The 24016-nt window shown below is 53.0% G+C and carries 22 protein-coding genes; 13 read left to right on the forward strand and 9 right to left on the reverse strand.

Features of this window, described 5'->3' with window-relative positions; translation table 11 throughout:
• Positions 1–96 precede the first annotated feature (96 nt).
• Genes AB1L42_RS18480 through AB1L42_RS18490 form a run of 3 tightly spaced genes read left to right on the forward strand, consistent with a single transcriptional unit; the run spans position 97 to position 3474 of the window.
• A complete protein-coding gene (locus tag AB1L42_RS18480) occupies positions 97–1170 on the forward strand; it encodes an NAD-dependent epimerase/dehydratase family protein (RefSeq protein WP_367059455.1) in 1074 nt (357 codons plus the stop codon).
• Positions 1167–2666 carry a glycosyltransferase family 39 protein gene (locus AB1L42_RS18485; protein ID WP_367059458.1) on the forward strand — a complete coding sequence of 500 codons (1500 nt, stop codon included), beginning with the start codon at positions 1167–1169 and terminating at the stop codon, positions 2664–2666. Before AB1L42_RS18480 ends, AB1L42_RS18485 begins: the two co-directional genes overlap by 4 nt.
• Entirely contained in the window at positions 2641–3474 is an 834-nt protein-coding gene (locus AB1L42_RS18490; RefSeq protein WP_367059461.1) for a glycosyltransferase family 2 protein, read from the forward strand. The genes AB1L42_RS18485 and AB1L42_RS18490 overlap by 26 nt, the downstream gene beginning before the upstream one ends.
• Positions 3475–3492: 18 nt before the next feature.
• Here AB1L42_RS18490 and AB1L42_RS18495 read toward each other — a convergent pair whose 3' ends face one another.
• Together AB1L42_RS18495 and panC are read right to left on the reverse strand one after the other, a co-directional pair.
• Positions 3493–4554 (reverse strand): prolipoprotein diacylglyceryl transferase, encoded by a 1062-nt coding sequence (locus AB1L42_RS18495; RefSeq protein WP_367059464.1) that lies wholly within the window; start codon positions 4552–4554, stop codon positions 3493–3495.
• 186 nt (positions 4555–4740) lie between these two features.
• Positions 4741–5592: a pantoate--beta-alanine ligase gene (gene panC, locus AB1L42_RS18500; protein WP_367059467.1), complete on the reverse strand. Its 852-nt coding sequence runs from the start codon at positions 5590–5592 to the stop codon at positions 4741–4743.
• A gap of 357 nt (positions 5593–5949) precedes the next feature.
• On the opposite strand from panC, the gene AB1L42_RS18505 reads away from it, so the two are divergent.
• Both AB1L42_RS18505 and AB1L42_RS18510 read left to right on the forward strand, forming a co-directional pair.
• Positions 5950–6729, forward strand: coding sequence for a hypothetical protein (locus AB1L42_RS18505; protein WP_367059470.1), 780 nt, complete (start codon positions 5950–5952; stop codon positions 6727–6729).
• A 74-nt stretch (positions 6730–6803) separates the two neighbouring features.
• Positions 6804–7817, forward strand: a complete 1014-nt coding sequence (locus AB1L42_RS18510) for a prolyl oligopeptidase family serine peptidase (protein ID WP_367059473.1) — start codon at positions 6804–6806, stop codon at positions 7815–7817.
• On the opposite strand, the gene AB1L42_RS18515 is transcribed toward AB1L42_RS18510, so the two are convergent.
• Positions 7773–9047 (reverse strand): glycosyltransferase family 4 protein, encoded by a 1275-nt coding sequence (locus AB1L42_RS18515; RefSeq protein ID WP_367059476.1) that lies wholly within the window; start codon positions 9045–9047, stop codon positions 7773–7775. The two genes, AB1L42_RS18510 and AB1L42_RS18515, sit on opposite strands and share 45 nt — an antisense overlap.
• A 126-nt stretch (positions 9048–9173) precedes the next feature.
• Between AB1L42_RS18515 and AB1L42_RS18520 the strand changes: the two genes are divergently transcribed.
• Together AB1L42_RS18520 and AB1L42_RS18525 are read left to right on the forward strand one after the other, a co-directional pair.
• On the forward strand, positions 9174–9320 hold the full coding sequence (locus tag AB1L42_RS18520) for a hypothetical protein (protein ID WP_367059479.1): 147 nt from the start codon (positions 9174–9176) through the stop codon (positions 9318–9320).
• Between the two features lie 113 nt (positions 9321–9433).
• Entirely contained in the window at positions 9434–10324 is an 891-nt protein-coding gene (locus AB1L42_RS18525) for a phosphatidate cytidylyltransferase (RefSeq protein ID WP_367059482.1), read from the forward strand.
• 142 nt (positions 10325–10466) lie between these two features.
• Here AB1L42_RS18525 and AB1L42_RS18530 read toward each other — a convergent pair whose 3' ends face one another.
• Positions 10467–12071 (reverse strand): multiheme c-type cytochrome, encoded by a 1605-nt coding sequence (locus AB1L42_RS18530; protein WP_367059485.1) that lies wholly within the window; start codon positions 12069–12071, stop codon positions 10467–10469.
• 381 nt (positions 12072–12452) lie between these two features.
• On the opposite strand from AB1L42_RS18530, the gene AB1L42_RS18535 reads away from it, so the two are divergent.
• Positions 12453–13841, forward strand: coding sequence for an outer membrane beta-barrel protein (locus AB1L42_RS18535; RefSeq protein WP_367059488.1), 1389 nt, complete (start codon positions 12453–12455; stop codon positions 13839–13841).
• A 265-nt stretch (positions 13842–14106) separates the two neighbouring features.
• Here the strand turns inward: AB1L42_RS18535 and rplT are convergent, their stop codons facing one another.
• Both rplT and rpmI read right to left on the reverse strand, forming a co-directional pair.
• Positions 14107–14487, reverse strand: a complete 381-nt coding sequence (gene rplT, locus AB1L42_RS18540; RefSeq protein ID WP_367059491.1) for a 50S ribosomal protein L20 — start codon at positions 14485–14487, stop codon at positions 14107–14109.
• Between the two features lie 415 nt (positions 14488–14902).
• Positions 14903–15106: a 50S ribosomal protein L35 gene (rpmI, locus tag AB1L42_RS18545; RefSeq protein WP_145195813.1), complete on the reverse strand. Its 204-nt coding sequence runs from the start codon at positions 15104–15106 to the stop codon at positions 14903–14905.
• 358 nt (positions 15107–15464) lie between these two features.
• Between rpmI and gap the strand changes: the two genes are divergently transcribed.
• The 5 genes from gap to AB1L42_RS18570 all read left to right on the forward strand — a co-directional run bounded on the left by gap (position 15465) and on the right by AB1L42_RS18570 (position 20254).
• Complete coding sequence (gene gap, locus AB1L42_RS18550; protein ID WP_367059495.1) at positions 15465–16484, forward strand: type I glyceraldehyde-3-phosphate dehydrogenase; 1020 nt, start codon at positions 15465–15467, stop codon at positions 16482–16484.
• Positions 16485–16971: 487 nt separating this feature from the next.
• The gene (rpe, locus tag AB1L42_RS18555) at positions 16972–17658 is read left to right on the forward strand and encodes a ribulose-phosphate 3-epimerase (protein WP_367059498.1); all 687 of its coding nucleotides are present in this window, start codon (positions 16972–16974) and stop codon (positions 17656–17658) included.
• Between the two features lie 13 nt (positions 17659–17671).
• A complete protein-coding gene (locus AB1L42_RS18560; RefSeq protein ID WP_367059501.1) occupies positions 17672–18256 on the forward strand; it encodes a histidine phosphatase family protein in 585 nt (194 codons plus the stop codon).
• Positions 18257–18437: 181 nt separating this feature from the next.
• Positions 18438–19262, forward strand: coding sequence for an acetyl-CoA carboxylase, carboxyltransferase subunit beta (accD, locus tag AB1L42_RS18565; RefSeq protein WP_367060059.1), 825 nt, complete (start codon positions 18438–18440; stop codon positions 19260–19262).
• A gap of 110 nt (positions 19263–19372) precedes the next feature.
• Positions 19373–20254, forward strand: coding sequence for a serine/threonine-protein kinase (locus AB1L42_RS18570; protein ID WP_367059504.1), 882 nt, complete (start codon positions 19373–19375; stop codon positions 20252–20254).
• Positions 20255–20291: 37 nt separating this feature from the next.
• On the opposite strand, the gene AB1L42_RS18575 is transcribed toward AB1L42_RS18570, so the two are convergent.
• From AB1L42_RS18575 to AB1L42_RS18585, 3 genes are all read right to left on the reverse strand, one after another.
• Positions 20292–22217 carry an ABC transporter permease subunit gene (locus AB1L42_RS18575; RefSeq protein ID WP_367059507.1) on the reverse strand — a complete coding sequence of 642 codons (1926 nt, stop codon included), beginning with the start codon at positions 22215–22217 and terminating at the stop codon, positions 20292–20294.
• The gene (locus AB1L42_RS18580) at positions 22217–23161 is read right to left on the reverse strand and encodes an ABC transporter ATP-binding protein (RefSeq protein WP_367059510.1); all 945 of its coding nucleotides are present in this window, start codon (positions 23159–23161) and stop codon (positions 22217–22219) included. The genes AB1L42_RS18575 and AB1L42_RS18580 overlap by 1 nt, the downstream gene beginning before the upstream one ends.
• Before the next feature lie 223 nt (positions 23162–23384).
• A complete protein-coding gene (locus tag AB1L42_RS18585) occupies positions 23385–24014 on the reverse strand; it encodes a pyridoxamine 5'-phosphate oxidase family protein (protein WP_367059513.1) in 630 nt (209 codons plus the stop codon).
• Positions 24015–24016 lie beyond the last annotated feature (2 nt).

Consider the following 24016-nt stretch of genomic DNA (forward strand, 5'->3'; position numbering starts at 1 on the left):
ACGAGAAGATGAGATGTCTCAATTATCGCTTCGACGCGAATTCCCACTCAGGAAAACAGCTCAAGACACTTCGATCGAAATGAATGGAACCAGGACGTGAAGACTCTCATCACCGGTGTTTGCGGGTTTGTCGGCAGCCGTCTGGCAGAATGGATTCGTCAAGAGCGTTCCGATTGGACTGTGATCGGTATCGATAATCTGTCGCGGGCCGGAGCGGAAACGAATCGCACACGCATTCAGTCTCTGGGAGTCGAATTCGTTCATGGTGATATTCGGGACAGAAACGATCTGGAATTGATTCCCGATGTCGAAGCGGTCATCGATGCTTCTGCAATGCCAAGCGTGCTGGCTGGAACGGATGGAGGCGGTGCTTCGCTGCAGTTGATGCAGCACAACTTGATCGGAACATTGAATCTCCTGGAGTTCTGTCGGTCACGTTCGGCCAAGTTCAATATGATCAGCACGAGTCGAGTCTACGCGATCAAGCCGCTTGCCGGGTTGCCACTGACCAAACAGGACGAAGCATATCTTCCGAACTTCGATGAGATCAAAACTGCCGGGCTCAGCGAACTCGGCGTATCAGAAGAGTTTTCCACCGAAGCTCCTGTTTCACTTTATGGGGCAAGCAAACTCGCTTCCGAAGTTCTCGCGAAAGAATACGCAGAGACGTTCGACTTTCCAGTCTGGATCAATCGGTGCGGAGTGATGGCAGGGGCTGGACAGTTCGGACATCCGGGGCAGGGGATTTTCGCATTCTGGATTCACTCACATCAGCAGCGACAACCACTCAAATACATCGGATTCGACGGAACCGGGGCACAGGTGAGAGATATGCTTCACCCGTTCGATCTAGCTCGACTCGTTGTCAAGCAGTTTGAGTCTGACGGTGACCGCGATCGGCCGATGCTCGTCAATGTCTCGGGCGGCGTCGAGAGTGCGCTGTCGCTGGCACAACTGACTCAATGGTGCGATCAACGATTCGGGGAACATTTCGTCGGGACTGATCCCAATCCACGTCCTTTTGATTTGCCATGGGTCGTTCTCGATAACAGCCTCGCGAAGAAAACATGGGATTGGTCACCCGAGTGGACACGTGAAGACATTTTGACTGAGATCGCCGACTTTGCAGAGACACGAAACGACTGGCTGACCATTTCGAGGGGGCGATGATTGAGCCGCCGTCAGGAGGAAACTGGAAGTGGCCTCTTCTTCCAGTCATTGTCTTTTTAGGACTGCGACTTCCGCTCGTCGTTCATCAACCGGGCGGTCAGGATGAACAGGTCTTTGCCGTTCCGGGGTGGACTGTCGCGAAAGAGGGAGTTCCTCGTGTTCCATATCTGGTGACAGACAAACGAGCCACGTTCTATCAGAACGCCGATCGATGTTTGATGGCGCTTCCGCCCGGGCTGTTCTACATTCAAGCACCGTTTTTCTACCTGCTTTCGGCTGGCTATCCCACCGCGAGAATGCCGCTGCTGTGGGGCGGATGTCTCGCGATTGGCCTTTGTTACTTCGCAACAAGGAAATTTGGTGGGAATTGGTTCGCGGGTCTTCTCGCTGCAAGTCTGCTGGCGTTTTCCCGTCCGTTGATGTTCACGTCGATACTGGCTCGGCCAGACTTGCTCTGCATGCTTTGTGGTTGGGGGGCACTGCTGACGTTGTGGGCCCACTCCGGAAAACGGAGTTGGAAGCGAATCGTCTCAGCTGGAGCCTTGTGTGGTCTGGGCGGACTTTTTCATCCGTTCGCTCTTGTCTTCTGCATACAGTGCGGAGTCTGGGTGCTCGGCGCGAATGGCAGCCTGAAAGATCGCCTTCTTCGGGCGACTCTTCTGACGTTCTCAGCAGTGGCTGTCTTGATGTTGTGGTTGCCGCTGATCATCAAGTTTCCGCAGGAGTTTCAAAGTCAATTCTTTGCGAATGTTGTTGATCGTGCTGGGCCCGGTCTTGGATCGCGTCTCTTGAATCCGATTCCGTCTTTTCGGCACCACATTGGTCTCATCTGGGAGTTCTTCGGTTCTTCGCAGACCGCGTTCTTCGGCGGAGGTGCGATCATCAGCCTGGTGATCTTGCTCAGGCAGCGCGCATCCCATGCCCGCGCGCTTACGATGATCGTGGTCTCAAGTCTCTATCTGACAGCGACAGTGGCCGGGATGCATCCGACCAAGGGGTATTGGGTTTATCCGACATTCTGGATCTGCGTGACCATCGGACTGGCGTTGCAACCGTGGTTGACGACGAGCACTCACCGGATCAGATATTTCCCGACAGCGATTGTCATTGCGATTGGGATGGTCGTTTTCGTTCCGGGCGGAGGCCTACGATCCGCCTGGGTCTATTGGAATCATTGGGGCGATCAACGTTTCCATGCGGGGAACTTCATCTCCGAAGTCCTCGAAGAGATGCCCTCAGATGGGCTTTATCTCGCCGACACAAGCTACGTCTTTGACATCTACCTTTCTGGACGTGAGACTCTGTTGTGTCAACAACGTGAACTCTTTTACGGAGACTCAGAGATTCCCTATCGATATCTACTCGCCGCTGGCGAAGCTGTTCAGGATGAGTGGCCCAAAGAATATGGCGCTGTTCTCAGCTCGACGATCGGAACACAGGCAACGCCGCAAGACTGCTTTGTAAACATTTATGTCCCAAGTGAGTCCGTTGAATAGTCGCCCCCAACTTTCGCTGGTGATCCCGGCACATAACGAAGAACAGAACATTCAGGGATGTCTTGATGAACTGGTGTCGGCACTCATCACAGGGGCTGGACTTGATGTCGAACTGATCGTCGTCGCGGATGGATGTACCGACCAAACCGAAGAACTCGTTCAGGAAAGAATGAAAGCGGTCCCCGGGATCCGCTTGATTCGACACTCAGCTCCGTGCGGTTTCGGTCGAGCGATTCGCTGCGGACTCAATTACGCCGAGGGCGATGTTGTTGTCATCTACATGGCTGATCTGTCAGATCGACCGCAGGATGTTCTGAACTACTATCGTCTGATCATCGACGAAGAGTACGACTGCGTTTTCGGATCGAGATTCATCGACGGCGGAAGCGTTCACAACTACCCCCGTTTCAAGTTGATCGTCAACCGATTCGTGAACACCGCGATTCGCGTCATGTTCTGGACCCGGTTCAATGACCTGACGAATGCGTTCAAAGCGTATCGGCGGGAAGTCATTCAGTCATGTGGCCCGTATCGATCGTGCCACTTCAACATCACACTGGAGATGTCTCTCAGTGCGTTGATTGCGGGCTATAGGATCAAACAATGCCCGATTCACTGGGAAGGCCGCACCTGGGGCTCGACGAAACTCAAGCTTCGCGAAATGGGACGCCGCTACCTGTGCACGTTAATGATGTTGTTCTTCCAGCGGATGCTAATTGCCGATGATGTCCGTCAGGAGCGGGATCGAACCGGAGCTTCGGGAGAAGAAATCTTGCTCACAGAAGTCTCAGACTCGTCGACGGTCTGAGCCAAGAACCATCGCTAATCAAGTCGTTGGGACTGCAGTCATTTGCTGAGGTTTGGAACGCATCCGTCCTGTGAGCAACACTATGACGCCAAAGGCTAGAATCCCGACGCTGTAAAGCTGTGAAATTGTCAGCCCGGTTCCCAACTGACCAAGTTCATCAGCTCGCAGAAACTCAAGCTGAGTTCGTGTGATCGCGTACAGAATCGCTCCGAGTGCGAAAACGTCACCGGAGTGCTTTCGATACCAGTAGTAGTTGGCAGTCACGAAGGCGAGGATAAAGCCATTGATCGAGCTATAAATCTGCGTGGGGTGCATCAGATGCGTCGTCGCAGCATCCGGGTCAACGAACCCACGCGATGCGAGTTCTCCGAACGTCACGCTCTCAGCTGGAAACTGGATTCCCCATGGCAAATCGCACGGATCGCCGTAGCAGCATCCATTCAACAAACAGCCGATTCTCCCGAATCCAATCCCAATAAAAATCGCGGGAGTCATGATGTCCGCAAATTCGAAGAAGTTCAGATTCCGTCGATAACAGAACAGCAGAAAACCTAACGTTCCGCCAACAAGACCGCCAATTTGCACCAAACCTCCTTCTGAGAGATTGACGGCGCGAAAAATGAGATCGAAGGGGCCTTGTGAATTTGCAAAGACGAAGTGACCGTACTGAATCAAGAATGCCAACCGGCCCCCTACAATCCCAAGACCGAGCACCCAGAATGCGGCATCGAGGATGATGTCAGGATCGAAACCGACCGACTTCGCCCGGACGCAAGAAAACCAGAGCGCAGTGACGAATCCGATCAGAACCATCGTTCCGTAGCCAAATACCGGAAGTGTCTCTGGCAGAATTCCCAGCACGGGTTGACCGCTCAACAGAACGATGGCTGCAACCCAGCTCAGCCAGGTATTGCGTTCCAGGAGTGTCGACTTCTGACCGCGAACGAGGTGCACGATCACAAAGATTGCCGCCAGAAATAAGACGACCCAGCAGACGCCGACTTGAGGAGTTTGGTCTGGAAAACTGGTCCAGAAAGCCCAGGGGCGTTCCATCCAGATTCGAAATAGTGTTTGTCGCACAGTCAGGGTCCGTCCAGGGCATCGAACTCTCAGTTCAGTCAATCAACGGGAATTGTCAATTCTCCGTTCGTCGAGAGATTCGTTCTTAAAATGGGATTTAGAGCGAAATCACGGATGCGCATATCACCTTGGAATTCGCTTCGAGCGATCCGATTCGTCTGTAACGATTCAAGTCGAGCTTGAGTCTCATTTCGTGATCGGAATCGTACGGTTATCGATCAAGCGTGTCTGCCCCAATCGGGCAGCGATGAGCGCCACAACCGATGTCGCTGCCTCATCAGGTTCCTGTAATGAGTCAGGATCTCGAATCACCGCGTATTCCGGATTCACTCCGTCGAATGACTTCAGCCGCTCGATCATCGCCTCTTCAACGTCCTTGAAAGAGGCCTCGCCAGCTTGAAGCAGTTGTTCCGCCCGTTCCAATGCTTGGTGCAGGGCAACTGCCGAAGCTCGCTGCTGTTCGTTCAGGTAGGCGTTCCGGCTACTCATAGCGAGTCCGTCCGCTTCACGCAGAGTCGGACAAACGACGATTTCCGTGGGGATATTCAGGTCTCGGACCATTTGACGAATGATCGTTTGCTGCTGGTAGTCTTTTTGCCCAAAACAGGCGACATCCGGCTGAACGATATTCAGAAGCTTGGCGACGATGGTCGTCACTCCTCGAAAGTGTCCCGGGCGAGAAGCCCCCTCGAGAATTCCGGAAATTTCGCCACATTCTACCCAGGTGTCGAATCCTTCGGGGTAGAGTGTCGGGATTTCCGGTGTGAAGACTGCATCAACCTGAACGTGCTCACAAGAGTTCAGATCCTGGGCCAATGGACGGGGATACCGTTCGAGATCTTCTGAGGGGCCGAACTGTGTGGGGTTAACGAAAATGGTTACCAACACGAAATCCACACTTTTTCGACACTCTTCAATCAGGCTCAAATGACCAGCGTGAAGTGCGCCCATCGTTGGGACACAGCCAATTCGGCAACCTTTCTGCCGCGCTTCCCGAAGCAAACGACGCGTTTCGCGGACTTCTGTTGTCACTTCCATTGTGGAGTCCTTGACAATTTCTTCACTTCGTTACCGTAGTCAGGCTGAAGCTGCTTTGCGGGGGAATCCTGCATGCCGACTCGGGAATTTGCCGTTTTCGCAAGCATGAGCCGGTGAAAATTCGTCGGATGAGCCATCCCAAAGCGATCAGAGATCGGACACTGGGAAGTCAGGGGCAAGTTTAGCGGATTTTCCTGAGATCGCAGGCGAGTTCGTCCCACAACCTGATTTGAAGCGGAAAATGACCCGGAAGGGGTCACCGGACACGGGACATCGAATAGAAAACTGTGTTGAATAGTTGTTATGGTCAGGTGATCAACGTGCTTGGTCACTTCTAGCGAGAGAGTATAGGAATTCATGACTCAGGAAATTCAGTCGGAAGACCAACTGATTACGCGCGCCCAGGAAGCATTGAGCCAGTGCAACTGGGTCATCGGAGAGTGCGCTGCTGAATGGACCGAACGCTATTCACGCGGCCGAACCGATGCCGATTTCGGAGCACTGATCGGGTTGAGCGGCGATCAGGTTTATCAACGTCGCCGTGTTTGGGAGTGTTTCGCGGATGTCAGCGGAGACTACCCGAACTTGAAGTGGTCACACTTCTATGTCGCCGTTAACTGGGATGACGCTGCTGAGTGTCTCCAATGGGCGAACGAAATCGAGGCCACCGTCGCTGAAATGAAAGCGTGGCGACGGGCTCAGCATGGGGAAGATCTCAAGGAACCTTCTGAAGAACTTCCGCCATTCAGCGTCGCTCCAGAATATCTGAGTATCGATCAAAACTCGCTGCAACGCGTCGAAGAGGTCGATGAGGACCGCGAGCCAGCCATGGCGGGCGCAGGAGCTTCATCGGGTCGTGCCGAGACGGTTTCATCCGCTCCCAGAGAAGCAGGACAGAGCGAATACGCTCCATTTGGCAAAGGAGCACGTGGAGAAGTCGCTGGAGAAGATCAACAGGAAAGAAGTGATCCCGAAGCGGCCGACTTGTATAAACGCGCTGCGGGCGCCATCGAAAGAGTCGTCACCGTACTCTCACCGGAACTTCTCGATCAGTTCTCAGAAATTCCGCTCGATGTTCAACAACGATTCCTCAAAGCGGTCAACACGCTTCAATCTCGAACCGGTGGATTGTCGTAGTTGACTGCAACTTCGGCATTCATCGTCGACGGGTTGATAATGCTGGTTGTCATTAAGCAGCGAATGGAGGATTCATGATTCGGTTTTCGAGCCCTGTCGTGCGGCGTTTCTGGCTCGCGATGCTTGTTGTCGTGTCGCTGTGCCAGATTGGAATCTCTCAGGATCTCGTCGAGGTCAAAGTTCCAAGCACAGCGGACCAGACTGAACAGCCTGCGTTGATGTTCCTCCCGGAGAAAACGGCCTCCGATCAGAAAAGCCTTCCGCTGTTGGTCCTGCTTCATACCTGGAGCGGTGACTACCATCAGAAGGGACACATTGAGGTCGCTGTCGAAGAGTGTTCATCTCGCGGATGGGCGCTCATCCATCCAAATTTTCGGGGAGCGAACACAGGTCCGGAAGCATGTGGCTCGGAACTCGCCGTCCAGGATGTGATCGATGCGGTCGACTGGATGATTAAAGAGCACGAAATCGATGCCGACCGAGTCTACCTCACCGGTGTTTCAGGAGGGGGGCATCTGTCGATGCTTATGGCTGGTCGTCATCCCGAATATTGGGCCGGTGTGTCGGCGTGGGTCGGCATCTGGGATCTTGCAAATTGGCATCAGGAAACCCAAACGGCTGGTCTCAAGTACTCCAAAGAACTCGAATCTGTCACCGGCGGTTCTCCGGGCGAGTCAGAAGAAATCGATTCAGAGTACCGGAACCGGTCTCCCAAAGTTTGGCTCGACAACGCAGTCAAAGTTCCGCTTGATATCCAGGCGGGCATCCATGATGGACATACGGGAAGCGTCCCGATCAGCCACAGCATCAGCGCTTTTAATCAAGTCGCGAGCCAGTCGGGATTCTCAGATGAGGTCGTTCCGGAAGCTTTGATGAGTCATATGGTGCGTGAGCAAAGTGTTCCAGCGACCGAACTCTTTCGTGGGATGCAAGAGCCACGAAGCCACGGCATTCTCTTTCGCCGCACTGCCGGACCAACTCGTTTGACGATTTTTGAAGGTGGTCACGAAGGCGATGTTCCGACCGCCATCCGATGGCTGGAATCACAAGGTCCGCGAAGTCCAGTTCGTAAAGAACGTGCGGAGTGAGTCGGCCAGCATGAGAGTCGTTTGCTCGATGTTGTGATGCTGCTCGACGTAACGTCTTGCCTGCGAACAGTCCTGCTGCTCTTTCCAATGAAGTCGGACCTTTTCAGCGAGGGCGTCGAGATCTCCGTTCGCACAAAAACCTGCCTGCGTCCGCTTTAGGAATTCTTCTTCAACATTCAGTGACAGGATTGGGATCGAACTCGCTGCCGCTTGAAGAAACGTATTAGGAAATCCTTCCAGCGAGGACGTATTGATCAGCATAGAAGCGTTTTTGTAGAGCGCGGGCATTTCGGCAAACGAAACGCGATCCACAATTTGGACATTGCTCGGTGCTGTCTCACGAATCTGCGATTCGCAAACGTCATCGCGAGGATTCATGATCATCAGAAATCGAACCTCGGGACAAAGTTTGGCGAGCTCAATCAAGTGCTGCGGCTGTTTGTGAACCGGGTCCGCTCGTCCGACCCACAAAGCATATGGGACCGCGTCCAGTGAAATACGAATCGAGTCCGAAGCGAGTCGATCCCATTGTTCGAGGTCAATCGGGTTCGGAATGACTGTTCCGTCGCGGTGAAATCTCGTACTCAGCAGCTCCTGCTGACGAGGAGTCTGGCACAGAATTGCATCCGCCTTTTGAATGACCTGGTAGCATACTTCTCCGGAATCTCGGTAGACGCTCGTGTAGTCGTTGCCGGGTAAATACCGTTCATCGAGATCGCTGTCGGAGCCCAGAAAAAGCACAACAGGGCGTTTCGTTGAATGTGCGGACGAAATCACCGTTGCTGCGTGGCTTTGCACGCCAAAGGAGAGGAACAAGTCGCTATCGACTTGTTGCAGAAGTTCCGAAGGTTGCCACGGATCTTTCTTCCCTCGCAGGAATTTCATGCCCGCGAGGAGCGGAAGATAGAAGGCGTCGCTCAATCGCGGGTGCCGCAGCCTGAATCCCGGAAATCCAGACGTTCGCTCGACTCGCGACAAGAGAGAATCGCGTTTCTGAAAAAAACGGTCACGAATCAGGTGCAGCTTCACATCTTCATATTCGTCCTGACGAAGCGGGTCCCAATGTCTGACGACAAAAGAAACATCGAGCTCCGGCAATCGAGCTAATGCTCGTGCCATCAGCCATGACCGAGTTTCGATCCCGCCGAACGTCCCCGTCACCTGATCGTCAATCGCCGGGTAAGCATTGATTGCCACGAAGCAGACTTTCAGTCGTGAATCATCAGCCATGCGAAAGGAACTTGGTTGGGAAACGGCTGGTTGCGGCACTCAAAGCTCAGAAATAACGCGAGACGCAATCAACATCGGGGTTTGCAAGGACCAGAGGAGGTTAAAACGTCGTGTGAGAAAATGCGAATGAAACACGCTGATGAAAGCCTGTCGGGTCAGGTTGCGTTTCGTCCGGAAGGAGGAGATACTGCGAACACTCAATGTCCTTTGAAAGTTGAGCTCAGCCGAAATCCCATCGTTCGCTTCGCCGGGGCACTCAAGTTGATGGAGTGACTCGAACGAGTACGGTGGAATTCATTTTCTGATTCGGATGAGTTGCTTTCGAGGATATTGCTCCAGCGTTTCATGCGGAATTCAAGTTTCCTTTAGTCCTTATTTGACCATTTATGCTCGCTTGGCGATTCGCGGTCTCAGCAGTCCTGATTCCACTCCTGATTCTGGTCTTTTATCTCGATGCACACGTCGGCTGTTCCGGGCTATATCTTCTGATCTTGTCTGAGATACTCGCGATTCGAAGTGTCTGGGAGTGCATCGACCTCTTCCGTGACCGATCGAAGCGACTCCAACTCCCGATCATCTTCAGCTGTGCCGCAGCGATTGTATTTGCTGGCTGGATTCCGCATCTCAAGGGAGATTGCGATGTCAGTGCAGCCATGGAAATGATTGCGCTGGTCTATTCATTTGCGGTCTTGCTCCTGTGCGCTTCGGAGGCAGCCCGATTTCGAGGTCCTGGCGGAAATATCGAAACACTCGGGACCGAGATTCTAATCGTCAGCTACGTCGGCGTGCTTCTGGCAATCACTACGCAGCTGCGATGGGTGGCTGGAATGGATGCCGGGTATCTCGTGTTAGGCTCGCTGGTGGTCTGTGCGAAGGGAGGGGACGTTGGCGCATTCTCTGTCGGGAAGATCTTCGGAAAGCGAAAACTCGCGCCCCATCTAAGCCCGGGCAAAACACTGGCCGGAGGAGTCGGAGCTCTGCTGGGAGCGGGACTCTGCGGATTGCTTTGGCTCCAATTCGCCACTCCGCTGTTCGATTCCAGCTGGTCGGCCCCTCCGTGGTACTTTTCTGTGATCTACGGATGCATCATCGGAGTCGTCGGTCTGGTCGGCGATCTGGTGGAGTCCTTCCTGAAGCGGGAAGTCGGCAAAAAAGACTCCGCCGCACTCTTTCCGGGATTTGGTGGACTCCTCGACCTTCTCGACAGCGTCATCTATGCCGGACCAGCTGCATATCTCTTATGGAAGGTGCTTCCACTTGCCACCTGGGCTGAGTGAGCATCGAGCGAGCGAAAGTCGGCACGGGCGAGATCACCTCGCCACTTGCTTGCCTACCGACAGCAACAGCACTGTGTCGGCTGGTGACTCAACTAGCTGCTCATACGCAACGATCGATTCAAAGCTTATTGACCGACTCGCTTTAGTTCCGAAGTCCTGAGTGATTGACCTTCGGCCAGTAAGCTTCAAAGTTGAAGTTCGGGCTGTTGTCGTGGTCGTGGCATTTAATGCAGACGCTCTTCTTTGCCTGAGCCAGACTGATTCGGAGTTCCTGCATCGACTCATTCCGCTCCAGCGTCAATTCCGGAGTGAGAGATGCCCCGGCCAGGATCGACTTCTCGATCTCAACATGCTCTGAAGCTGGTCCGTGGCAGTTTTCGCATTGATTCCCTGCCAGATGCGGCGTCTTTTCCAAACTGGCAAATCCCGACTTAAACCGAAGAGCCGCTTGCTGATCCCAGCCAGTGGTGTGACAGGTGAGACATTCTGGATCGTTAATGCGGCTCACCCAAGCATCGCCGTATCCTTCACGGCCTTCGACTAGACTTTCCAGCGCGTGGGAATGGCGAGATTTGTTCCAAACTTCGTAAGCTCCTTTGTGGCACTCTTTGCACGATTCTGCGCCGACAAAAGTTGATGATCGGGAGTGACTGACCGCCAGATCGTCGCTGACGAGTTGATCGTACGCTGCTTCGAGATCGTTCTGATAATTGCGCATCAAATCCGTCATGCGTGGATCGAGTTCAAAACGATCCATATCGAGTTCGACGATTTCATGTTGCAACTTACCGTCATCCATGAGAGCGACCACAGCCACGTTTTTGCCTTTGCGTCCCACTTCGACGACCATCGTTTCGCCAACCATCGTCGGTTCGAGTCGAGGATCTTCTGCGCCTCCAGCAGAAACGATGATCGGGATTTCAGGAAATCGCTCTGCGATGCTCACCGACTCGTCGAGTTCAGAATGCGACAACAGAATGATCAGATTCGGTTCCTGAGCCTTTAATTCGTCCAGGGCTGCACGCAGTGTTTCGTCGACCGGATCGATCTTCAGTTCATTCTCATCTCGGGTCACGCCGGTCTCGTCAAGTTTCTTACGAGTCGTGTCACCGACGATGGCAATCACTCCGATTTTCTTGTCGCCAACTTCCACAACTCGTGAGTTGATTGGAGTGCCGAGGTCTTTGGTTCCGTAAAAAGTGACATTACTGGCCATGAACGGAACGTCGAACTCAGCGTCGCTTGAGAGCTGAGTGTGGGCTTCAAAGATTCCAGCAGGTCCGAGGAGAAGTTCTTCCCGTCCCAGAGCCAGTCCCTGATACCCCATGCGATTAAAGCCGTCGAGCATCCGCATGAACTTAATCTTCGATTGAGGATAGGTGATCCGGTCCAGATCAAGAATTCCGCCGACATCGAAAGCAGTGACGGGCCAGCCGCGTTCATCCTCGATCTGACGGATCAAGTCGGCTCGCCGAGCGAATCCGCCGGACTGTCTTTCTGAGCATCCACAGGGTTCGAGATAGCCAGATTCGTCGCCGGAAAAAACAAAGACGGCTGATGGGTTTTCCCAGCCTTCAAAGAGTGGAGTTGATTGATGGGATTCGGAAGTCTTCGGATTGGTTAAATCCTTACCGTCCTGCGGTTTCGGCCGACATCCGGTGAGAGCGAACCACGTCAGGGTTCCGATTATGCAGGATGTAACAATCTTGGCGTTCACTGAACAGAAAATCCCTTTCACCGTAAACATCTTCACTCCGTGAAATGATGGAATTACAGACCCAACCAGAGGGTTGAGCAGGCGGTATCCGCCGATTTCCCGCCATTTTCGCGTCTGGGAGCCGGATTGGAAGGGATTCGAGGCCCGCAGAAGTGAAAGTTTGCGGATTACAACACTTGAATCGCCCTCTCTTGAAAGAGCGATTTCACCGTGCAGTGGTTACCGATTTCACGAGCTAGAGTGGTTCCTTTGGATGCGCTCAATCTTCTCAGGAAGCGAGTGATGGCAGTTTTTGCTGTCAGTCATAAAAGGAGTCTCCTTCCGGGAATTTTGACCAGGAACGAAACGACTGTCTGCAAACCGGAATTCGTGTGCTCGCGAATTCCAACAGGTGACTAGGAGTAACCGACGATGAGGAAAGTCAACACAACACGATGGCTGTTGACATTGACAGCCGCCTGTGGACTTGCGACGAGCGCAAGTGCACAGGAGAACCAATTTGTGCAACGAGCTGATTCAATTCTCGGAGCACAACAAGGAGGACTGGTTCAACAGATCAACCACGAGTGCGCACCGTTGTGCGACGCAGCTCCGTGCGATGGTCTGGGATGCGACAGCGTCTGCGAACCTGGATGTGGTCTCGGCGGGTGTTTTAACCTGTTCGGTGGACTCAACTGCTTTAACTTCTGTGGCGATAGCTGTGATGCGAGCGGCGGCTGCGACGACTGCTCAAGCTGCTACCTGTGGGAAGGTTGCGGTTTCGATCTGGGCACGACCATCTGTGGTGAGTGCTCCCCAATCGATATCGGTGGATGGTTGCAGTCTGGTTACACCAGCCGATCAACTGGCCTGTTCAACACTCGTCCAAACAAATGGGCGACACACCAGGCTTGGTTGTACGCCGAAAAAGTTGCCGACGGCAGCAACGGACTTGACTGGGGTTTCCGCGGAGACTTCATGTACGGTCTGGACGCCAACGACACACAGGCATTCGGTAACGAGCCAGGAAACTGGGACTACGAAAACGGATTCGACCACGGTCAATTCGGCTTCGCCATTCCACAGTTGTACGGGGAAGTTGCATTCGGAGACTGGTCGATCAAAGCTGGTCACTTCTACACCCTCCTCGGGTACGAAGTGGTGACCGCTCCCGATAACTTCTTCTTCTCACACGCCTTCACCATGTACAACAGTGAAGCGTTTACTCACACCGGTGCATTGGCGACATACAACGCTTCCGACAACCTCACCCTTTACGGTGGATGGACACTCGGATGGGATACAGGCTTCAACCAGTTCGATCAGTTCGGCAAAAAGGGAAGCAGCTTCCTGGGCGGATACTCGTTCGGAATTGGCGATAACATCTCGTTCACCCACATCATCACCGCTGGTGACTTCGGATGGATCGGAAACGGATACTCACAGTCTGTCGTCGTCGACGTTGCACTGTCTGACAAGTTGAACTGGGTCATCCAGTCCGACCTGCTGAACTCTGATAATCGTATTACCGACGCTAACGACAACCTCATCGGTTTCGAAGACGGTAACGAAACAATTGGCCTCAACCAGTACCTGATCTACTCCGTCAACGAATGCTTCGGTGTCGGTGGTCGTGCAGAATGGTGGAAGTCAAACGGAGCCAGCGTATACGCCCTGACCGGTGGTGTTAACTACCGACCAACTCCGAACCTCGTCGTTCGTCCTGAGATCCGCTACCAGTGGGATCCGGGCAATGAGAACGCCGAGATCGAGAACTCAGGCAAAGGAATCTTCGGTGTCGATGCCATCCTGACCTTCTAGTCTGGCAAGCGTCATCCTGAGGAATGCAGAAGCCCTCGTCAGCCGTGTCTGGTTGACGAGGTTTTTTTGCGTTGTTTCAATGCTGTCGCGAACTTCTTCAGAAATCGATTGCCCAAAAAGAAAGACCACGAACAAGACTGTTCGTGGTCTTTCAAATTTCAAGATGCCAATCAGAGATGACTCTCTTGCCACTTCTTAAGAACCGTTTTGCAGGAGCTGGTCAATCGCTCATGCGAATTCTGGAAGTGGCGATTCGAAATGCGATTTAGCCTGCTGCTGCAGCGCTGGCTTGCTTTTCGATGGCTTGTTTGACGACTGCAACGATTTCGTCGAAGACCTCTGGGTCATGAATCGCGATTTCGCTGAGCATTTTGCGGTTGAGTTCGACCTGTGCGAGTTTCAGACCGTAGATGAACTGAGAGTATCGAAGTCCACGGGCTGAGACGGCAGCTGTGATACGAGTGATCCACAGAGCGCGGAAATCGCGTTTACGGACACGGCGGTCACGATAAGCATACGCGCGGGACCGCAGAACAGTTTCCTGAACTGTTCGCCAAAGCTTACTCCGACCCCCGAAATTACCGCGGGCTTCCTTAAAAAGACGCTTCTTCTTGCGTCGACGTGCTTTTCCGTAGCTGACTCGCATTTTCGCTCACCTCATTGAACTGCAGTATCTCAATACTGCCTGTACCGAAATCACTTCTCGTTCAACGGATCTGCTGAAACAGGTCCTCTTTGAAGTGATGGTTGAAACAATTTTTGGAAGCCGTACCTGAAAACAGGCTCTCGCGAGGTGATCGATCCAATCGCTGGCATTGCGACTGTTCGGAAATTCGCTGGGTCTGGATCAACAGAGCCCTTCACGTGGCTGCATCGCTTGCTTGCTCGTCGCTGCACAAACTCCATGTCGTGTCAGCTGAGAGAATATCAAGAAGTGAGAATCACCTGAGTGAAGATCGACTCAAATTGAAACTGTTGCAGCGTCTTGAAAGCCAAGGTTGCTGCGGGCACGGCCAATTTGGGAATCAATGAAGACGTGTCGGAACACGTCAATGACAGTATTACAGGCTGGGTCGCACTGCTTCGACAATCATGCGGGCGTTCGCGCCGTCCACAATTCCCCCGTTACGCAGGTGTCGCTTTCGCTTTCCCGATTTCTTACCGAGAATGTGACCGCGATTTGCGCTGCGATGCTTCGCCTTTTTGCCCGACCCGGTTACTTTGAACCGTTTGGCAATCCCTTTGTGTGTCTTCGCTTTAGGCATAATCTCACCGTGACGTTTTCGCAAAAATCGAAACGAAGAGTTTAGATGAAAACATGTTCAGAATTCCAGTCAACTCGAGAACATTTTTCGAGAAGTTTCTGGGGGCTGTCAATTCGAGTGGAGAAGAGCCGGTGATCAAGACGCAAGTCGCGCAGGTGTAAGTTGATACGTTGCCTCGCTTCTCATTCTTGATATCGGGTTGACAGATGGCATCGAGTAAGTTGAGGGGGCGTTCGGAGGGAGTTACAATTCCACCCAACGACGTGGGAAGGGAAAAGATCCTGGACCCGGACGGTCCCGCAGATCTTTCATGTGAAAGAGAGCGTTCGAAACTGAACTTTGTATTGGAGTCAAAAACGTGGCAGTGAAAGTAGGAATTAACGGGTTTGGTCGAATCGGGCGTATCTCTCTTCGTGCGATGATGGCACGCTCTGACGAATTCGAAGTTGTTGGGATCAACGATCTGAGCGATCCCAAGATGTTGGCAATGCTTCTGAAGTACGACAGTGTTCAAGGTCGTTTCCCCGGAACAGTTGACGTCGAAGGCGACACTCTGATCGTCAACGGTCAAAAAGTCAAAGTCATCGCAGAACGAAATCCTGCTGACCTGCCTTGGGGAGAAATGGGCGTTCAGGTTGCTCTGGAGTCAACCGGAATCTTCACTTCCCGTGCAAAAGACGGAAAACCAGGCTACGACAGCCACCTCGAAGCAGGGGCCAAGAAAGTTGTCATCTCCGCACCTGCGAAAGATGCTCCTGACTTCACTTGCGTCATGGGTGTCAACGACAGCCAGATCAATGCTGAGCACAAGACTGTTTCGAACGCCAGCTGTACAACTAACTGTCTTGCACCTGTCGCGATGGTCCTGAATGAAAAATTCGGACTGGAAAAAGGCTTGATGACAACCTGTCACGCCTATACCAATGATCAACGTGTTTCAGATCAGATTCACAGCGACATCCGTCGTGCCCGTGCAGCAGCGATCAACATTATCCCAACTTCGACTGGTGCAGCGAAAGCTGTCGGTCAAGTGTTGCCAGAATTGAACGGCAAGCTGACCGGAATCTCACTGCGAGTTCCAGTTCCGACCGGAAGTGTCACCGATCTCGTGGCTGTTCTTGGAAAAGACACCACTCCGGAAGAAGTCAACGCAGCTGTCAAAGAAGCAGCAGCTGGCCCGTTGAAAGGCATTCTCGAGTACACCGAAGATCCAATTGTCTCTTCGGACGTGATCGGAAATCCTCACAGCAGCATCTTCGATGCAAGCTGGACACAGGTGATTGGTGGAAACCTCGTCAAAATCCTCAGCTGGTACGACAATGAGTTCGGATACTCAAGCCGCACCGCTGACCTCATCGCGAAACTTGCGTCAATGTAAGTTGTCGATGAGATGAGTTTTTGAGCCATCAGCCGTGACGAAAACCTTTAGTCACGGCTGATGGTGTTTTTGAAGATGTGGGAAGATTTGGGATTTCTGCGGTTTTCAAGGCCACACATCCACCAGAAGCGATGTTTTGACAGGCCTCCAGCAGTTCCTCAGAGAGAAATTTGCTTTCAAAGAGAAATTCGAGACGTCGCCCTAATGATCTATCTCGCGAGGGTCAGGGAATTGACGAGCGAAGTCGCTTTTCGCGGGCAGGAAAATCATTGAAAACGCTCGAATCAGTTTGGACCATCCTGTCGGGGCGAGTCAATCGGCAGTTTTTCGAACAAAACGATCCTGAAGCGTACTCGGAATAACACACTGCTCTGGGATTCCCGGAGTTCAGCCATCCGATTCGGTCGCTGGTGCGATTTGACTAGACGATCCGCCAATCGATGTAGAGAATTCCATTGAATCAAACCGTAGCAGGAATTTGCTCTCTATGACGCGCCAATTGAAAACAAAGTTCCCGGTCGTTGCTCCATCAATGTTGAAATGCGATTTCGGGAATCTGGAGAGTGAAATCTCCCGGCTCGAGGATGCCGGAGCGAGACTTTTTCACTTGGACGTCATGGACGGTCATTTCGTTCCCAATTTGTCCTACGGACCGATGGTGATCGAGCGATTTCGAGATCGCACAGAATTGGTTCTCGATGCTCATCTCATGATTTCCGATCCGGAAAAATACCTCGATGAATACCTGAAAGCTGGGTGCGACTGGATCACAGTACATATTGAAGCGGTTCCGGACCCAAGAGAAATCTTGAATCGGATTCGCGAAGCAGGACGACTGGCCGGGATATCGCTCAATCCCAAGACCCCAGTCTCTGCAATTTCGTCGTTGAAGGGGTTGGTCGACATTGTCCTTGTCATGAGTGTCGAACCAGGTTTCGGCGGGCAGTCCTTCATTCCCGCGTCCGTCGAACGTGTCGCAGAAGTGCGAGAAGTTTTTGGAGAGACCGCGATTGTTTCAATCGATGGAGGGATTGGTCCTCAAACCATTCCATTGGTCGCTCCGCACCAAGTCGATGTCTACGTGGCTGGCAGTTCAATTTTTGATCAGTCGAGCTATGCAGATGCGATTCGCGAGATGACTGAGATTGCTCGGTCGTTCTCGCCTTCCACTTAATTAAAGGATGAACATGGCTATCTTCCTGATTCGGCCGGGCGAAACGGACTACGATGTCCAGGATCGGCTTCAGGGTACTTTGAATTTGCCTCTTACTGAACGTGGAATCAGTCAGGTCGACGCGCTGATTGATCAGGTTCAGGTGGCAGGGATTGACCGGATTTACTGCGGACCCAACGAACCAGCATTGTCGACGGCACGACGTATCAGTCGGCAACTTGATATCCCGCTGAAAGTTCTCGATCAGTTGAGCAACGTTGACCTCGGGCTGTGGCAGGGCCTCTGTCTCGAGGAAATTCGTGCGAAGCAGCCTCGTGTCTTCAAGCAGTGGCGAGAAGCACCCGGCTCGGTCTGCCCACCTCAAGGCGAGGCAGGAGAGTATGCTTGCGAGCGAATTCAGGAAGCCCTGCGCAAGCCTGTGAAAAAGGGTGGCGTGATCGCAATCGTTGCATCTGAGCCGCTTGCTTCGCTCATCGAATGTCAAATCCGAGGCGAATCCCCCGACCTCACGGACTCTTTCGGAAAGCAGCGCCCATCTGCATGCTGCCAGAGAATTGATTCTCCAACTGCTGTGAGCCATAACACTTCGGCGAAGTAGGCTCGACAAGCAAGAGCGATTTCCACAAGATATGCACGTCTTGTCATTCGACCGAATAAATCGATCCGCATTCCCTTCGCTCTCAATCCAGTGTTCTCTTCGATCACTTGCTTGATGACGACAGTGAGATGTTCTGCATATGAGTACTGGCCCCGAAATCGCACGCCCAGCGACGCCGTCTATGAATGATGAATCCGCCACCCCTCGCCGAAAACGTGGTGTTCCCGAGGGACTGTGGCTTCGCTGCCCAAAATGTTCTGCGACGATCTTTCGCAAGCAAGTCGAAAAGAATCTGCGCATGTGCCCGGAGTGCTCGCACCACTTCTACGTTCCGGCGCGAGTTCGGATTCAGCAGCTCTTCGACGATGACAGCTTCGAAGAATGGTACACCGAGCTTCGTTCGGTCGATCCACTCAATTTCCACGATCAGAAACCTTACAAATCTCGCCTCGTCGCTGAGCAAAAGAAGACCGGACTCGACGAAGCATGCGTCGTCGGCAAAGGCTACATGCGTGGTCGACCTGTCGTTTTCGGCCTGACAGATTCCGCGTTCATCATGGGCAGCATGGGATCGGTTGTCGGTGAAAAACTGACTCGCGCCACTGAAGAAGCGACTCGTCAGAAGCTTCCCCTGATCATTGTCAGTGGATCAGGCGGAGGCGCGCGAATGCACGAGGGGATTCTCTCTCTCATGCAAATGGGAAAAGTGTCAGCTGCGCTCGGGCGGTTTCATGATGCTGGAGGACTCTACATCTCCGTCTTGACCGATCCGACCATGGGGGGCGTGGCGGCCAGTTTCGCTTCGCTCGGCGATGTTGTGATCGCAGAACCGGAAGCGTTGATCGGCTTTGCTGGACCACGTGTGGTGAAAGCCACAGTCAGTTCGGAGCTTCCTGAAGGCTTTCAGACGAGTGAGTTTCTGCTGAAGCATGGATTTGTCGACACGATTGTTCCGAGATCAGAACTGCGCAGCGAGATCGTTCGAGTTGTGGACTATTGTACTTGAGATGAGCGAGCGAGGAACTTCCCTGTGACTTCTGAGGCGGGGTCATCGATCGCTGAGATTTGTCGTCCGAAGAATCAGATCAAACCATTTCCTATGATGATCGGAATGCTATGAGTTTTCTCAAGCGGCTCTTCAACAAGAAGGAGAAAGTTCACAAGGTCAACGTTCAGAAAGCCTACCAGCTCCACAATCGGGTTGGTCAGGGAAGTATGTCGAAAGTCTGGAAGGCGACCGATCCAGCGAGTCAAAGTCTGGTCGCTGTCAAAGTGTTGGACAAGGCAAAGCTCGCTCGACTCAATCAGCGATTTCAAGGGATGGCCCGACCGACCGAAGGGCAGATCGCGATTCTTCTCAATCATCCCAACATCGTGAAAACGCTTCTTCACGGGATCACGACCGACGACGAAGAATACCTCGTCATGGAATTCATCGAAGGGGTCAGTCTCAGCTACTTGGTGGAGGTGCAGAACGAGCGGATGCGCGAGAACTGTATCTGGTACGCGATTCAGCTCGGCGAAGCGATGAGTTACCTCCATTCGAACGAATGGATTCATCGCGATCTCTGCCCGCGAAACATCATGGTCACTAATGACGAGTTGGTCAAAGTGATCGACTTCGGGTTGATGGTCCCGAATACGCCCGAGTTTCGAAAACCGGGAAATCGAACCGGAACTGCCAACTACATGGCGCCCGAACTCATCACTCGTCAGCCGACAGACGAGCGAATCGATATCTATTCTTATTCGGTGACCTGTTTCGAAATGTTCACCGGCGAGCTACCCTGGCCAGCTGCAGATTCGTTGGAAGCGGTTCTTCAGCACGTGAACCAGCCGCCGAAAGATATTCTGAAACTTCGCCCCGACCTCGACGAACAAATCGCAAACACGATCATGCAGGGGCTCGAGAGGAATCCAGACGACCGCTGGCGCACGATGCGTCGGATGATCAATGAATTCCGGGCTGCGGGCGAACGACTCTATCCAGATGTGTAAGCTCGAGTGATCAAAACATTCGCAAAGAGCTGAAGGCTTACGACCAGTTGTCTTCTGAACGTCCGAGCAGTTTGGCTCCGTTCTTGAAGCAAAGGTGTCGGAACAGCGAGAGCCAGCATCCGTACATCAGGATGTTCGCCAGCACGATGGGCCAGTGTGAGTCAAAGAGATCGTCCAGTTCCGAGATCTCATGAAGGAATGGAACGACTACCGGCGATAGCAAGAGTGTTGTCACAATTCCGTCACGTTGGTCCACACGGAACATCTCGAAAAGTGTGACCAGAACCACGAGCGGAATCACCATCCACGCGACAATAATCGCGAGCGATGAAAAAATGGCCCTCGTCGACGACTTCATCCACAGCCCCATCAACAGGCTCAGCCAAGCGAACATCGGAAGACTGATCACCACCATCAATACGCTGGCAACGAAGTAGGCAGCTGGGGAGCGTTCCGGTCGATCAAAAAAGTTTGACCAGTCAGTCCCGGATTCAGTCACCAAACCGTACCAGGCTTGCATCGCCATCGCTGTCAAAAGCGGAGTGGCGACCACAAACATGAGACGGTACACCCCCTGGAATTTCTGGCTGATCAACTGCTGACTCGTGATGGGAGTTGTCAGGAGCACGTCCAGCGTTTCGTGCGATCGTTCCCCTGCGACGAGCGAAGCCGACCGAACGACCGTCAGCAGGATGGCGATGATCCAGCATAAGAAGACCATCATCGCAATCGCAGGATGCCTGTTCGTGTAGAACGATCCGACAGAGGTCGCGATGGCAATCGCACAGATTGCCACGACCGGAAACTCCAAAGCGATGAAGATTCTCAACAGATAACGAAACGATCCGAGTGATGTCTTCGTCGTTTCTCTCCATGCGACCGGTTGATACACAGGGAGTGAACTACTTTCCCGGACCAGCACGATTCCTTGCGTAATTCGGTTCTGATTTGCTTTCTGAAAGAGTCGATCAAGCGATTGAAAGAACAGAACGAGATACCGTCGGGGAGAAGCAAACGCCCGCCAAACGAGACAGTATCTGGCCATCAGCAGAAAGAGGGCAGAAATCGCCAGCGACGGAACTCCCATGGAAAGAATCTTCCAGCCCGGTAGAGAGACTGGCACCGCATCCGTTGATTCCAGAATGGGGATCGGGCAGAAAAACGTAAACCCATTTCTGATCGATCGTTCATAAACGGACATGTGGTAGTCAGGTTGCCAGTCAAGAACTCCGTCGAGGTTGGTTCCCAGAAATGATGCCGTTCCGATGAGCGCGAGTTGCCCCATTCGCCCCATGAACAAGAACGATGTGTCGATCAGCGACCAGGCTTCGCGAAAGAAATCGTTCACAAATTGAATTCCCAGCCCGTCGATGACGAACATGGGACCGAAAGCGAGTGCGAGACCCAAAAGGTACGTGGCAATGAAAGCGTTGACGGTCGTTCGAAAATATGTCGAACACAGAATCGCCAGCGAGGCCAGTTGGATCACCAGCACAACAAGTGCGTAGAAACCGTACCAGACCTGGGCTTGCTCGACTCCTCCCAGCGCGTAACAAAAGCCAAACAGGGGGAGTGAAACGAGCAGGTACGTCCCCATCAGAAGCAGACGCCCGAAATACTTCTCGAGAAGAATCGTCCATGGTCCAAGTCGCGTGAGAAACAGAAGCCCGATGGTGTTGCGTTCTTTCTCGGTCGTAATCGCTCCGCAGGTCAGGGCAGGAGTGAACAACGCAATTCCAACGATTTGGAGTGCGGTCAGGATGAAGAACATTTCCCGGCCTTTTCCGAGAAGCTCCATCGGAGAAGTGACGCGATTGTAGATCTGACCAGAAAAAATGAGCGTGGCGAATCCGAAAAGCAGAATCGCGTAGACCGAACGCACAACATACGTTCTCTTTCTCGCGGACTGCTCGATCATTTCTTTCGCGAGTAGTGGAAGCCCGATTGTCTGATTTCTGGCCATCAGGCGGTCACTCCTTCGGTCAACTTCATGAACGCTGTTTCCATGTCCATCGCTTCCGGTTGGAACATCCGAATCTTGCAGCCGAGGCGGACCAACTCGCTGTGCAGATCTTCAACGGCGAGTTCATCTTCTCGGAGGCGAATCGCAACGCGATCAGTGTGGCGTTCTATCGAATCAATCCCCGGAATCTGTTCCATCTCTTTGAGGACTTCGTCACTCAGTTTGACGATCTGAACATGGACCACGCGCTTGAGTGACAACTGCTGAAAAATCTCGTTGAGAGATCCCTCTGCGACCAGTTGACCAGCTTCAATGATTCCAATCCGGGTACACAGCTGCGCAAGTTCGTGAAGAATGTGGCTCGAAATGAGGATGGTTTTGCCCATTTCCTGCATTGCTTTGAGAAGTTCGCGAACCTCAATTCGTGCTCTTGGATCGAGTCCGGAGGCAGGTTCGTCGAGCAAAAGCAGGTCCGGATCGTGAAGCAGAACACGAGCGAGTGCCAGCCGCTGCTTCATCCCGCGAGACAGGGAGTCGACTGGAGAGTCAATCTTGTGACTCAGGTCGGTCAGTTCAAGGACGTCGGAAACGGTGCTGTGACGGCGGTCTTTCGGAAGTCGATAGGCTGCGGCAAAGAAGTGGAGATATTCTCGGGCGGTCAGGTCTTCGTAGACCCCGAAAAAGTCCGGCATGAAGCCAATCATCTCTCGGATTCGATCGGGGTTTTCGCGAACTTCAATTCCGTTCACGCAAACTTGCCCGCTGAACTTTTTCTGAAGGGTAGCCAGAACGCGAATTGTCGAGGACTTACCAGCCCCGTTCGGACCAATGAATCCGAAGACTTCCCCCTTGGGGATTTCGAAAGAGATACCTCGAACTGCGTGGAGTTTTCCGTAGTAGACGTTCAAATTCTTAACGGAAACAACGTTCGTCTCGGTCGTCATTCGGCTTCCAACGGTCAGTGAGGAATGATGGTGGTATGCCACATCTACGAAAATTGGACCACTGTGGAGGAGGAAATGTTGCCGAATTTTCCAAGAGATGTCCATTCGCTCGCGAATTCAGGCTGGCGAAGAAGCCCCCAACCCCGCTGAATCGGCGCAGCAAGTACTCGAGTTTGCCCACTCGAGTCGGCTCTTGTTCCCGAGGTTCAAACATCAGTGGCGATTACGGAGCAACCCAGTTTCCGAACCATTGGTTGTTCTGCTTGGTCCATTGAGCGCGAAGATTTCCCGATTGCTGGAGAATCAACAGGTCCATTTGTGTGATCGACGTTTGAACCACCGCGAAATTCTCTTGCCCAGCGAGAGACTCTGCATCCGTCGGCGGACGGTCGGAGAACTGGCCTGGGAAGTTAACATCCGGGGCATTAGCAATCGTCCCGGGAGCAGCTTCTCCGAGATAAGCCCTGCGACTTGTCAGTGCGGATTGATTCCATTCCCGCTCCCAGGTCTCTCCGGAACGTAGAACCTGACTCTCACCAGCCAGCGTCAGCTGCACCCTGAGATGAGGATGCCACATCAGGATCGAAGTTGCCGGATTATCGGCAATCTGAGCGATCTTTTGAGATCGGCCATCCGTGTGGAAGGTGAGTTGGTCGTCACTTCGGTCAATTCCTCGGACGACGAGTGTGCGAACCTTGGGACCGTCGTCATCGACAGTTCCGAGGGTTGCCAGCTTCCATGGATGGTCGGGCTCAACAGCACCGGCTTCCAGTTCCGTCCAGCACTGATCGAAAAGCCGATCGAGGTCGCCAATGAGAGTTGTGAACGGGTTGGTATCGAGGCTGTCTGACATGG

The sequence above is a fragment of the Thalassoglobus sp. JC818 genome, assembly GCF_040717535.1.
In the GTDB taxonomy this organism is placed as follows: domain Bacteria; phylum Planctomycetota; class Planctomycetia; order Planctomycetales; family Planctomycetaceae; genus Thalassoglobus.

Coding starts and splice junctions, on each gene's coding strand:
- AB1L42_RS18490 (WP_367059461.1), top strand. CDS start 2,641: ATGTCCCAAGTGAGTCCGTTGAATAGTCGCCCCCAACTTTCGCTGGTG.
- AB1L42_RS18510 (WP_367059473.1), top strand. CDS start 6,804: ATGATTCGGTTTTCGAGCCCTGTCGTGCGGCGTTTCTGGCTCGCGATG.
- rpe (WP_367059498.1), top strand. CDS start 16,972: ATGACGCGCCAATTGAAAACAAAGTTCCCGGTCGTTGCTCCATCAATG.
- AB1L42_RS18575 (WP_367059507.1), bottom strand. CDS start 22,217: ATGGCCAGAAATCAGACAATCGGGCTTCCACTACTCGCGAAAGAAATG.
- panC (WP_367059467.1), bottom strand. CDS start 5,592: ATGGAAGTGACAACAGAAGTCCGCGAAACGCGTCGTTTGCTTCGGGAA.
- AB1L42_RS18520 (WP_367059479.1), top strand. CDS start 9,174: ATGAAACACGCTGATGAAAGCCTGTCGGGTCAGGTTGCGTTTCGTCCG.
- rplT (WP_367059491.1), bottom strand. CDS start 14,487: ATGCGAGTCAGCTACGGAAAAGCACGTCGACGCAAGAAGAAGCGTCTT.
- AB1L42_RS18505 (WP_367059470.1), top strand. CDS start 5,950: ATGACTCAGGAAATTCAGTCGGAAGACCAACTGATTACGCGCGCCCAG.
- AB1L42_RS18560 (WP_367059501.1), top strand. CDS start 17,672: ATGGCTATCTTCCTGATTCGGCCGGGCGAAACGGACTACGATGTCCAG.
- AB1L42_RS18585 (WP_367059513.1), bottom strand. CDS start 24,014: ATGTCAGACAGCCTCGATACCAACCCGTTCACAACTCTCATTGGCGAC.
- AB1L42_RS18530 (WP_367059485.1), bottom strand. CDS start 12,071: ATGTTTACGGTGAAAGGGATTTTCTGTTCAGTGAACGCCAAGATTGTT.
- AB1L42_RS18525 (WP_367059482.1), top strand. CDS start 9,434: ATGCTCGCTTGGCGATTCGCGGTCTCAGCAGTCCTGATTCCACTCCTG.
- accD (WP_367060059.1), top strand. CDS start 18,438: ATGAATGATGAATCCGCCACCCCTCGCCGAAAACGTGGTGTTCCCGAG.
- AB1L42_RS18570 (WP_367059504.1), top strand. CDS start 19,373: ATGAGTTTTCTCAAGCGGCTCTTCAACAAGAAGGAGAAAGTTCACAAG.
- AB1L42_RS18535 (WP_367059488.1), top strand. CDS start 12,453: ATGAGGAAAGTCAACACAACACGATGGCTGTTGACATTGACAGCCGCC.
- AB1L42_RS18485 (WP_367059458.1), top strand. CDS start 1,167: ATGATTGAGCCGCCGTCAGGAGGAAACTGGAAGTGGCCTCTTCTTCCA.
- rpmI (WP_145195813.1), bottom strand. CDS start 15,106: ATGCCTAAAGCGAAGACACACAAAGGGATTGCCAAACGGTTCAAAGTA.
- AB1L42_RS18580 (WP_367059510.1), bottom strand. CDS start 23,161: ATGACGACCGAGACGAACGTTGTTTCCGTTAAGAATTTGAACGTCTAC.
- AB1L42_RS18515 (WP_367059476.1), bottom strand. CDS start 9,047: ATGGCTGATGATTCACGACTGAAAGTCTGCTTCGTGGCAATCAATGCT.